The sequence below is a fragment of the Rhizobacter sp. genome (genome assembly GCA_021153565.1).
Taxonomy (GTDB): Bacteria; Pseudomonadota; Gammaproteobacteria; order Burkholderiales; family Burkholderiaceae_C; genus Albitalea.
Window position 1 is genome coordinate 1 of sequence record JAJKJU010000192.1, and the last position, 11,139, is coordinate 11,139.

General features: G+C 64.6%; 7 protein-coding genes and 1 pseudogene. 4 read left to right on the forward strand and 4 right to left on the reverse strand.

Annotated features, from left to right (window positions below):
* Both AC30NL_RS12080 and AC30NL_RS12085 read left to right on the forward strand, forming a co-directional pair.
* Positions 1-387, forward strand: a pseudogene (locus AC30NL_RS12080) (methyl-accepting chemotaxis protein); the annotation flags it as partial.
* A 140-nt stretch (positions 388-527) separates the two neighbouring features.
* Positions 528-1,652 (forward strand): ABC transporter substrate-binding protein, encoded by a 1,125-nt coding sequence (locus AC30NL_RS12085; protein WP_489464249.1) that lies wholly within the window; start codon positions 528-530, stop codon positions 1,650-1,652.
* 85 nt (positions 1,653-1,737) lie between these two features.
* Here the strand turns inward: AC30NL_RS12085 and AC30NL_RS12090 are convergent, their stop codons facing one another.
* Entirely contained in the window at positions 1,738-2,007 is a 270-nt protein-coding gene (locus tag AC30NL_RS12090; RefSeq protein WP_489464250.1) for a hypothetical protein, read from the reverse strand.
* A gap of 604 nt (positions 2,008-2,611) precedes the next feature.
* On the opposite strand from AC30NL_RS12090, the gene AC30NL_RS12095 reads away from it, so the two are divergent.
* On the forward strand, positions 2,612-5,230 hold the full coding sequence (locus AC30NL_RS12095; RefSeq protein WP_489464251.1) for a TonB-dependent receptor: 2,619 nt from the start codon (positions 2,612-2,614) through the stop codon (positions 5,228-5,230).
* A gap of 62 nt (positions 5,231-5,292) precedes the next feature.
* Positions 5,293-8,649, forward strand: a complete 3,357-nt coding sequence (locus tag AC30NL_RS12100; RefSeq protein WP_489464252.1) for a hybrid sensor histidine kinase/response regulator — start codon at positions 5,293-5,295, stop codon at positions 8,647-8,649.
* A 171-nt stretch (positions 8,650-8,820) separates the two neighbouring features.
* On the opposite strand, the gene AC30NL_RS12105 is transcribed toward AC30NL_RS12100, so the two are convergent.
* The 3 genes from AC30NL_RS12105 to AC30NL_RS12115 all read right to left on the reverse strand — a co-directional run bounded on the left by AC30NL_RS12105 (position 8,821) and on the right by AC30NL_RS12115 (position 10,458).
* A complete protein-coding gene (locus tag AC30NL_RS12105) occupies positions 8,821-9,156 on the reverse strand; it encodes a hypothetical protein (protein ID WP_489464253.1) in 336 nt (111 codons plus the stop codon).
* Complete coding sequence (locus AC30NL_RS12110) at positions 9,153-9,974, reverse strand: hypothetical protein (protein WP_489464254.1); 822 nt, start codon at positions 9,972-9,974, stop codon at positions 9,153-9,155. Before AC30NL_RS12110 ends, AC30NL_RS12105 begins: the two co-directional genes overlap by 4 nt.
* Positions 9,975-10,110: 136 nt before the next feature.
* Positions 10,111-10,458 (reverse strand): hypothetical protein, encoded by a 348-nt coding sequence (locus tag AC30NL_RS12115; RefSeq protein ID WP_489464255.1) that lies wholly within the window; start codon positions 10,456-10,458, stop codon positions 10,111-10,113.
* Positions 10,459-11,139 lie beyond the last annotated feature (681 nt).

Below are 11,139 nucleotides of genomic sequence, written 5' to 3' on the forward strand. Positions count from 1 at the left end.
GAGATCAGCGCGGCCAGCACGGAACAAAGCGCTGGTGTCGCCCAAGTGGGCGAGGCGGTGAGTCAGATGGACCAGGCCACGCAGCAGAACGCGGCACTGGTCGAAGAAAGCGCCGCGGCAGCCGAGAGCATGAAGGTGCAGGCTCAACAACTGGTCGGGGCCGTGGCTGTATTCAAGACTGGTCAGGTCGAGCACCACGTATCGAGCGCAAGTGTCGCGGCTCAAACCGTGGAGCGTCGCGGACCGGACCGCGCGAAGAATGTGACGCGGCCGAAATTCGGATCGGCAAAAGCAACGCATGCCAAGCCTGCATCGAGCCCTGTGGCAAAGCCTGCAGTTGCTGCGGCAAACCAAGCGACGGGAACGGATGACTGGGAAAGTTTCTAACCCGAATCCATAGGCACCTCCAGCACAAACCACCGAAGCATTTGAGGTGATGCGTGCGGAACGGGCTGGTCGCTGACAGCAGATCTGCTGGCAGCGTCCAGCCCTGCTGACACATCGGCGTTTCCCCACAGAAGAATCCTATGAAGATCGCAACTCACATTCTTGTTGGTGCACTTGCAGTCACGGTCTCGCTTGGGTCCGCTGCGCAATCAAAAGGCGGACCGCCAATCCTCATCGGGCAGACCTACGTCCAAACTGGCCCGCTGGCCGGGCTGTCGACCGAGCCTTTGATCGGAATCCGCGCGATGCTCGTCGCAACCAATGCCAAGGGCGGAGTCAACGGGCGTTTGCTTGAGCTACGGCAGGCTGATGACGCCAACGACGCCGAGAAGGCAGCGGCGAACGTAAAGAAGTTCGCGAGTGAAGGCGCCGTCGCGGTCTTGACGCCCATCGGCACCACCTCCTCGATAGGTGCCTTGAGCGCGGCCAACGAGATCAAGGTGCCGCTCATCGCCCCGTATTCCGGCGCCGCACCTGTCATGAAGTTCACGCAGTATGGTTTTCCATTGCGTATCAGTTACGACGAGGAGTATGGGCGCATCGTCAACCACTTGTTCACCGTCGGCATCACGCGGATTGCTTTCGCGCACAACGACAATCCGGGTGCCAGATCCGCCATGGAAGCCACAAAGAAGATGGTTGAGCAACGCGGGGAAAAGCTGGTGGGCAGCGCGGCCATCAAGCAGGACGGTTCGGACGCGGCAGTGAAGGCCAAGGAGCTTGCCGCACTCAAACCCAACGCCGTGGTTCTGGCGGCGACCAACACTGTCGCAGCCAAGTTCATCCAAGCGTATCGCGCATCGGGCGTGGAGGCGCGCTTCTATTCCTTCTCCTTCTTGAACGGGCAGGGTTTGTACAAGTCCATTGGGGCCGACGCGACAGGCGTCGTCGTATCCCAGGTGGTGCCGTACCCTTGGAACCCGGGCATGCCGATCATCGCCGAGTACCAGGCTGCCATGAAGAAGCTGGGGGAGAAGGAGTTCAGCTACGGCAGCCTCGAAGGCTACATCAACATGAAAGTCGTGGTTGAAGCACTCAAGCGTGCAGGCAGCAACCCCACCCCGGAATCCGTGAAGACGGCGCTCGAAACGCTCAAGTCTTACGACCTCGGGGGCATCTTCGTCAAGTACACGCCGACCGAGCACACCGGCCTGACGTTTTCAGAACTCTCCATGATCAAGAAAGACGGCCACTACGCCAGGTAACACATCCATGCGGGTTGCAGCGTGGTACCACCCCGCAAACCCGCATGAAACCTGCAGTTGATGTCGCCAAGAAACTCTCAGCCACTCAGCCGTTGAAGAAGTAGATATCGGGCTTGCCGACGACGCCAACCTTCTGCATCGTCTCGCGCAAGTCCGCCGATTCGGCAAACCCCCGCGCGCGGTTCAGGTCCCGTGCCTCGAACAGCAGGAACACCTCGTTCGTATCGTCGGCACCGCGAAGCAGATGCTTCTCGGTCAGACCCGCTTCGACACGCTTCGAAAGGTGGGCGTCGTACCCAGCCTTCCATTCGGCAAAGTTCCGAACATTGTGGCGAACCACCATGTAACTGGCCATCGAATCGCTCCTTTCGTTTCTCGCGCGGTCGAGCCAATGGCGATAACGCCACTCGCTCGCGACACCCGAATGCGCCCAGCGCGGATACGGCAAACCATGCAGAGCCAGCGCCGACCGCGGCGCCATTTACACAGGCCCGCCCCTCGCTCACTAGCTTAGTCACGGTGCCGGCCCATGTGAAGCTCGCGGACGACAGCCGGTCACCTGAATAGAGGTCGGTTCGTCTTCCTACGGGGTTCCGATATAACTCCCAGGCGGCATTGCTGAGATCATCTCGAAACGTCATGGGCCAGCGGCCAGGCTCGTTTTCGAGGGGCGGCGAATGCTGATTGACGTGCTGTCGGGCAACTCGATGCTGCAGGGGCGGGTTGTCTCATGCAAAACACTGAGAGGCTGAGAGTATTTCGATCATGCCCGCTCATCACGCCAAAAGAGCCCTGCTCGTCGTTGCAAATGCTCGCCCTAGCCCGCTATGGCTGCGCTTTGCGCCTAGATCAGGTCCCTTTTGGCATGCTGCTCGGGCACGCTCGAAAAACTCTCAGCCTCTGAGTTGAGTCGTGCAAGGCCGCTTCTTCATTCTGTTCGGCATGCCTGTGGAGGCCCTATGAAACAGACCAAGTTGGCCATTCCGGCCGTCACAGTGGCGCTATTGCTGCCGATCCCCCTATCGGCGCAATACCGTCTCGAGCCCGTGATCATCTTCGGCACCCGCGCGAGCCTCGAGTCTGCTGTCGACCGCAAGCGCCGCAGCGATGACATCGTCGATGGCATCGTCGCGGAGGAAATCAACCGCTTGCCCGACCTCAGCGTGGCCGATGCGGTCCAGCGCATCACCGGCGTGCAGATCACGCGCGATCGCGGCGAGGCCTCGGTCGCGTCGGTGCGTGGGCTGGTGCAGGTCGAGACCACGCTCAACGGGCGGGAATTGTTCACCGCCGGCTTCGGCCGCGCACTCGACTACGCCGACCTCCCGAGTGAAATGCTGGCCGGCATTGACGTCTACAAGAGTTCGTCGCCCTCGCGCATCGAGGGCGGCCTCGGCGGCACGGTGGACCTGCGCACGCGGCACCCGTTCGATTTCCAAGAGCCCAGCCTGGCGCTCTCGGCGCGCTACTTGTCGGGCGACCGGGTCGACAAGGGCGCCGGCCAGTTCTCGGTGCTCTACGGTGGCCGCGCGGCCGTCGGCGCCGGCGAGGCCGCCATCTTGGTGAACCTCGTGCTGCAGGACCGCGCCTGGCGCGAAGACCAGAAGGGCACCGGCAACCCGATGGTGTGCAGCGCGCGCGCCCCCGCGGTGGCGTCCTCGCCCTGTCCGATTGACCTCGTGCCGGGAGAGGACACCGTCGCTCCCAGCAGCACGTCCGAGAGCACCAGCTTCGGCCGGCGCCGCCGCCAGGCGGGCAGCGTGATGCTCGGGTGGCGGCCCAGATCCGACCTCGATCTCTACGCCGAGGCGCACTACGCCGAGCTGCGCACGAAGCAGGACACCCTGCAAGTCAACGTTGGCCCGAACATCCGCACCGGCAGCAGCTTCGACCCGGCGAGCGTTGTGCTGTTTCCGGGCACCCACGATGTGCAGCACATCACCTGGACAAACGCTCCGGTGTCCATCCTCAATTTCGCGCGCGACACCATTGACCGCACCCATCAGGTCGCAGCAGGAGGCTCGTGGACTCGCGGCGACCTGCGCCTGAGCGCGGACCTCAGCCGTACCCGCAGCCTCAACCGGCTGTTCTTCTCTGGCCCCACGCTCGCCGGAACGGCAGCGCGCTTCACGCACGATCTGTCGGGCGAGGCGCCGAGCACCTCGGTCGAGGGCACCGGCCTGACCGACCCGGCCAACCTGCGCTATGCGTCGCTCGCCTACCGTGTGCGTCCGCTGCAGGGCAGCCTGCTGGCCAGCCGCATCGACGCCGAATGGCAGCTCGACAAGGGAATGTTCGAGCGCGTGGCGCTGGGGTGGCGGCAGGCGCGCCGCGAAGCCGACAATGCCCCCAACCTGATCTTCGGCGACGTTGCGGTACCGGGCACAGTGCTCGCGTCCGACTTTCCGGGCCGGACCGTCGCTTACCCGTATGGCCCTTTCCTCAACGGTGTCGGAAGCAGCCTCGACCGCTACCTCACCGACACGCTTGCCGACGCGCGCGACCCGGTCGCGCTGCGCAACGCCTTCGGCATCTCGACGCCGCTGCCCACCGCTGGCGGCGCGCTCGGGGTGTGGCGCATCAGGGAACGCACCGACGCCGCATACGCAGAGGCCGGCTGGCACCTGCCGGCGATGGCGCTCGATGGCCAGTTCGGGCTGCGCCTGGTACACACGCATTCCCTCACATCCGGCAACCAGAGCGTGCCGTCGAGCAGCACCGTCGAGCCGATCGACGTCGACACCACGACCACCGACTGGCTGCCCAGCGCCGGCCTGCGCTGGCGTGCGGGCGGCCCTTGGCAGTTCCGGGCCGCGGCTTCGCGCACGATCACGCGGCCCGACTTCAACCTGCTTTCGCCGTCAATCACGCTCACGCCGAATAGCATCAACCCTTCGCTCAACCAGGGCACGGCAGGCAACCCGGGGCTGCGCCCGTTGAGAGCGACGAATGTGGACCTCGCCGCAGAGGCCTACCTCGGTGCGGGGCACGCCGCCTCAGCCACGATCTTCTGGAAGCGCGTGGACGGGTTCATCAATACGCGCAGCGAAACTGAAACGCATGACGGTCAACAGTACCAGGTGAGCCGCCCCTACAACACCGACGTCGGCCGCGTCAGCGGCTTGGAGCTGGCCTATCAACGGTTCCTCGATTTCCTGCCCGGCGCCTGGCGCGGGCTTGGCTTTCAGGCCAATGCCACCTTCATTTCAAGCAGCGTCTACGACCCAGTGTTGAAGGCGGACGCGCCGTTGCAGAACATGTCGCGTCGCAGCCTGAACCTCGTGGGCCTGTACGAGCAAGGCGCCTGGTCTGCGCGGCTTGCGTGGAACTGGCGAAGCAGTTTTCCAAGCGGCACCGCGAACATCGTCGGGGTCGGCACCTTGCAGGCCACCACGCGGGCCTACGGCTGGCTGGACGCCTCGCTGCGCTGGCGCATTTCCGAGCGGCTGACCTGGTCGCTGGATGCAGGAAACCTGTTGGGTACTTTGCGCCGTTCGTACTGGGGCGTGGAGAGCCGCCCGCAGAGCGCCTGGGTCAACGACCGTCAGATCGGTACGAGCCTGAGCCTGCGAATGTGAGGATTGCCGGCGTTCGATGGGCGTGCGCGCTGGGGGCCTGGTTGCTCCTGTGGGCGGTCGCCATGGCGGCACCGATCGACGACTGGCGACTGCGAGCGGTCGCCGTGCGCAATCTGGCCGACAACGACGCCCCGGCGGCGCATGTGCAGGCGCTGCGCCTGCAGGCTGATCTGCCGTCGGACGCGCTTGCGGCCGACCGGGTGCGTGCGCTCAATCTGCTGGCTCGCATCGAAGTTCACCTGGCCAAGACATCCGAGGCGATGGCCCACGCCGAGCAGGCACTGCGCGAGGCCACGGCCGCTGGCGACCGCGCCAGCCAGGCCGAGGCCGACATGAACATCGGGCTTGCGGCGGTGAACCGGAACGATGTCGGCCGACTGGTGGACGTGACCTCGCAGACCATGGCGGCGCTGGAAGGCGTGGACCGGCCGGACCTGCTCGCCGAAGCCCTGTTCCGCGGCGCACTGGTGTACCGCCGCGTCGGCCGGCTCGAAGAGGCGGTGACGATGGCGCTGCAGGCGCTGGACGCGGCGCAGCGCGCCGGCGATCCGCTCGCGATGGCGTATGCACACCACGGATTGGCGATCGCCTACATGCAAAGCGGGCGCCACGCAGAAGCGGTGCCGCAGATCGAGGGGATGCTGAGGCAGGCCAAGCTCGCGAGATCAAAGCTGCAGGAGGGCTACGCGCTGTTGGTCATGTTCGAAGCTACGTACCAGGCCGGCGACCACGCCAAGGCCGAACAGCACCTCGAACAGGCCATCCAGACCTTCACCGCCGTCAAATCTCCCACGGCGCTGGGCATTGCCGTGAACATGCGTGCGGAAGTGGCGCTGCGGGAGGGCCGGTTGCAAGTGGCGCTGGCCGCGAACGAACAGGGTCGTGAGATCCTCAAGATCACCCAGCTGCCGGCCGGCTTTTTCTTTTCCGCGGTGCAGCGCAGCCAGATCGAGCAAGGGCTTGGGCACCCGGCCGAGGCGCTCGCCGAGGCCGAGCACGCCTACCGCCGTGCGCAGACGCTCGGGCAACCGGCGTACAAGTCGTTGGCATCGCGGCGCCTTGCCGAACTGGCGGCGGCCGCGGGAGACAACAAGCGCGCCTACCGCTTCGCGCTCGAGGCCGCAGACATGCAGGCGAGAGCCAGTACCGAGCGCAGTGCCGAACGCCTGGTCGAAACAGCGCAGCACCGTCGCGAAGAGGCGCGGCTGCGTGAACTGGCGGATCTGCAGCGCCGCGGCGAGCGGCAGGCTGTCGAACTGCGCGCGCGCGCGTTGCAGCAGCGTTGGCTGTGGACGGTGCTCGTCGGCAGCCTGTTGGCGCTGGGCGGGACGGTGTTCTTCATCGTGCGGCTGCGCCGATCGCGCGCCGAGGTTCGCGGTCTGGCCGACACACTGGAGCAGCGGGTGCGCGAACGCACCGAGCAGATGGAACGCGCGCAGCACGCTGCCGAGGCCGCCACCCAGGCCAAGAGCGAGTTCCTTGCCAACATGAGCCACGAGATCCGCACGCCGATGAACGCGATCCTCGGCATGTCGTACCTCGCGTTGCGAAGCGGGCTGGACGCGCGCCAGCGCAACTACGTCGAGAAGGTGCATGGCGCGGCCGAGTCGCTGCTGCGCATCATCAATGACATCCTCGACTTCTCGAAGATCGAGGCCGGCAAGCTGGAGATCGAGGACATTGGGTTCCAGTTGGGCGACGTGCTTGACCAAGTGGCCAACCTGACGGGCATGGGCGCCGAGGAGAAAGGGCTGGAGCTGCTGTTCTCGCTACCGCACGATCTGCCCACGGCGCTGGTCGGCGACCCTTCGCGGCTGGGGCAGATCCTGCTGAACCTCGGCAACAACGCCGTCAAGTTCACCGAGCGCGGCGAGGTGACGGTGGCAGTCTCGCTGGTCGAGCGCGCTGCGGAATGCACCACCCTGCGCTTCGAAGTGCGCGACACCGGCATCGGGCTGGCGCCCGACATGTGCGATCGACTGTTCCAGCCCTTCACGCAGGCCGATGCGTCGACCAGCCGGCGCTACGGCGGCACCGGGCTGGGACTGGCGATCTGCCGCCACCTCGTGGAACGCATGGGCGGCCGCATGGGTGTCGACAGCGAAATCGGCCGCGGCAGTTGCTTCCACTTCACGCTGCCCTTCGGCCTGCAGGCGGGTTCCCAGCCGGTAACGGACGCCGGTGAACTGCAAGGCGCGAGGGTTCTCGTCGTGGACGACAACCCGGCGGCTCGTGACCTGCTGTGCGCGCTCGTCGCGTCGCTCGGGCTCGAAGGTGAGACGGTGGCGGACGGCGAAGCGGCATTGGCCGCGGTGGCGTGTGCTGATGCCGCGGATCGTCCGTTCAAACTGCTGCTGCTCGACTGGCGCATGCCCGGCATGGACGGCATCGAGTGCTTGGCGCGGCTGGCGAACGCGGGCGGTCGCCATGCGTCGCCGACGGTGCTGATGGTCACGGCCTTCAACCGCGAAAGGGCAGAACGGGAACTGCAGGCGCGGCAGCTGCGAGTGGCAGCACTGTTGGCCAAGCCCGTCATGCCGTCGGCGCTGCTCGACGCTTGCCTCGCCGCGCTGGGCCGCCCTGCGGCGCGGCCGCGCCGCAGAGAGCAGCTGCAGGACCTGCTGCAGGCCAATCAGGCCGGCTTGGCCGGCGCGCGCATCCTGCTCGTGGAGGACAACGCCATCAACCAGGAACTGGCGTGCGACCTTCTCGGCGGCGCCGGAATCGTGGTCACGATCGCTGCCGATGGCCGGGCGGCGCTCACCGCGCTCGAGCGCGACAGCTTCGATGCGGTCCTCATGGACTGCCAGATGCCGGTGATGGACGGGTACGAGGCGACCCACGCACTGCGCCAGCGCCCCGAGTTCAAAGATCTGCCAGTGATCGCGATGACCGCCAACGCGATGACTGGTGATCGCGAAAAAGTGCTTGCGGCCGGCATGAACGACCACGTTGCCAAGCCTTTCCATGTGGATGAGCTGTTTGCGACCTTGGCTCGCTGGGTGCAGCCGAAAACGCCGCCATCCACGGGACCGACGCTGGAAACGCTGCCGGGATTGGACGAACGCGCCGGCCTGAAGGCCGTCCGAGGCAACGAGGCGCTGTACCGGCGGCTGTTGGGCATGTTCCGCCAGAGTGAAGCCGACTTCGAGATGCGCTTTCGGGACGCACGCGCTCGCGAGGACACTGCGGTCGCGATGCGCTGCGCTCACGACCTCAAGAGCGTTGCAGGCACCCTGGGCATGCCGGAAGTTCAGCACGCGGCACAAGCACTGGAGCTGGCCTGCGAGCAGGAGGCCGGCGACGACGCGATCGAGATGCTTCTGAAGGAGGTGGCCCGGTTGCTGAACCCGTTGGTGAGCGCGCTGCCCGAGCAGACAGAGGCCGGGCACACCGATCCCGCGTTCCGCATAGCGTGAAACGCTGCACCAGTGTCGCGTCAAGCCACAAATGCCGGCTGCTCGCTTGCTCTCGAAGCGCATTGCGGCGTTGCGCCTCCTCGCCATAGCGACGGCTATGACTCTTCGGCGCGCCTTGCACTGCGCTGCGACAGCGGCGCGATCAACCGACACTTCTGGCTTGACGCGACACTAGTCCGAAGGCGCATAGCCCGGTCGGACCCGGGACTTGGCGACCAAGCCGGACGGCCCGAACAGCACCACCAGTTCGGTCGCAGAACGCGGTGTCTTGTCGGCGCCGGCCCATCGATAAACCCAGACTTCATACCCGCTGTCGAACGGAATGACGATGGCGGCGCCGAGGGCTGAAGAGACATCGGCCTTGCGGCTCTTGCCGACGGAAATCATGTCCAGCGCAGACTGTGGCGTGAGGATCGTTCCGTGGCCTTGCGGCACAGTATTTGGCGAGCTGGCGCAAGCCACGCAAAGGCTGGCCGTGAAGGCGGCGATGCAAGCCTTGCGTTTCATGGTCCTTCATCCATGTATTCGAACTCGACCCGAGTGTCGTCCGGCCACCTGCGGTCACCCAGCGGCAGAAAGTAGGTGCGATCGACCAGCACCTCGCAATCGCAATACGGCAAATCGCTCTTCAAGCCCGGATCGTCGCTGGCTGCGGCGTACAGCTGGTCGATGGGCAACACTTCGCGCCGCGTGCCCGCCACCAGCGTCACGCTGAAGAGTGGCCGTTCGGCGAAGAAGAGGTACTTCGCTTCCTTGCGGTTGCAATAGTTCTGCTTGTCCGTGAACAACTCGGCAAGCCGGCCGAACGGATTGCTGTTGGACACCAGGTCGGCTTCCAGGCCCACCAGGCATTCCAGGCGCAGGTCGCCCAAGCGCCGCGTGCCGGCAGGCCATCCCGGCGTGCGGATTTCGGTGCGCCACGTCATGCTCAGGCGCCTGCGGTTGGGCGTGACAATGGCGTTCTCCCGCATGGCTTTGGCATCGCGCCGGAGCACGAAAGTGTGGTCGGAGGCGATGGGCACTTCGTAGTCGAAGGTGGTGCCGATGACCTCCAGGAGAATGTGGTCCATGTCCGTGCCCGACTTGCGCGGCAGCAGCTTGAAACGCAGCGTGGCATCGGGCGCGAGGACGGGCCGCATCGTCTCGAAGTAGTCCATGCCCTGCACCATCTTGCGAAAGGACTTCTCCACAGACGGTGCAGCCGTGCCCGTCACGATGACGGGCGGCAGGTCTTGCGTGGGTTTGACTTGCGCGCACACGGCGGTGCCCGCGGCGATCCATGCGATGCCGAGCCATGCAGGCAGCGTCCGGCCCATCGATGACATGCAGTACAACAGGCAAGGCCTATGCCTGGCTTTTTTGGGCTCGCGGCTGAACGGCGATTCAGTGCCTTGCACCAGATCCGTTCCACCCGGCGAAGCTCACGAGATCCGCGCAGCCGGCCAAGACAATGCGCTTTACTCAGAACAGCAGCGAGTCGGCGTAGCCATGTTTCTGCGAACGATTCTGCGGCGACCCCTCATCAAGCGATTGCGCTTGCTTCGCGTGAGCTGAGTTGTCGAGAGATTGGCCCACGTCGTCTGTCCTGGGGCGTTTGGATTGCAGCCGGGCCGCAGCCAGATCGTGCTGGAGATGATTGACCTGCCTGCGTGCTTGGACGAGACGATCGTTCATGGTCCGCTGTGATTCCTTGTGCCGAGCGCATTGCTTGGCGAGCGTGGCGCGGTACATCGTCCGCAGAATCGACCATTGAACAACAAGGCCAGCAGCAAAGGCGAATGCTGCCATGATGAAGGTCACGGTGCTCATAGGTTTTCCTTGCCGTGGATACAACTCAAAATGACTTTTCCAGTTCGTCAGGCTTCACCTGTTTCGGGCTGGCCTTTCGATGCCTGAGCCACTCTGGGATGAAATTTCAAACCATCTGGCGAGTAATTCGTATTGGCTCATGAGCGCTCCCTGGTGTTGTGGATTGAAACTTTGGTGCAACTCTGCCACTGATGCACTGAGGGCATGTCCTATGAAGAAGGGCGAAAGTCACGACCATCGAGATGGCACGACTGCGTCCCGCAATCCGGGAGATGGAGTGTTCGAGGTTCAGCAGGATCTCATTCACCGCGTCTGTGGCTTGCTGAATCGCTCGGCATTTCGGTGTCGAGACGACGCCTTGGATCAAGCGCAAAAGGTGCACACTAAGTGCCATCCCTTTCAAGGTCTTGTATTGGCTCCTCTCCCCTCTGGGGAGAGGTTGGGTGAGGGGCTGCGGTGATGGCAACCCATGGCTTTATTTATCGCCCATGGACCTCACCCCCGGCCCTATCCCAGAGCTGACCTTTACGCACGCTGGACACGCGGAAGGTTGCGCGTCTTTACTGGCTTTGACGACATGCTCTTGCAGTGATGTGAGTTTTCGACCGAAATCGATGTGAATTTCAGATGCTGGGAGATGGGGGTGATTTTTGAGAGACCCCTCACCCCAACCCTCTCCCC

Excerpts from the sequence above, each read along its gene's own strand:
- AC30NL_RS12100 (WP_489464252.1), top strand. The coding sequence starts at position 5,293 with ATGGCGGCACCGATCGACGACTGGCGACTGCGAGCGGTCGCCGTGCGC.
- AC30NL_RS12085 (WP_489464249.1), top strand. The coding sequence starts at position 528 with ATGAAGATCGCAACTCACATTCTTGTTGGTGCACTTGCAGTCACGGTC.
- AC30NL_RS12115 (WP_489464255.1), bottom strand. The coding sequence starts at position 10,458 with ATGAGCACCGTGACCTTCATCATGGCAGCATTCGCCTTTGCTGCTGGC.
- AC30NL_RS12110 (WP_489464254.1), bottom strand. The coding sequence starts at position 9,974 with ATGTCATCGATGGGCCGGACGCTGCCTGCATGGCTCGGCATCGCATGG.
- AC30NL_RS12090 (WP_489464250.1), bottom strand. The coding sequence starts at position 2,007 with ATGGCCAGTTACATGGTGGTTCGCCACAATGTTCGGAACTTTGCCGAA.
- AC30NL_RS12095 (WP_489464251.1), top strand. The coding sequence starts at position 2,612 with ATGAAACAGACCAAGTTGGCCATTCCGGCCGTCACAGTGGCGCTATTG.
- AC30NL_RS12105 (WP_489464253.1), bottom strand. The coding sequence starts at position 9,156 with ATGAAACGCAAGGCTTGCATCGCCGCCTTCACGGCCAGCCTTTGCGTG.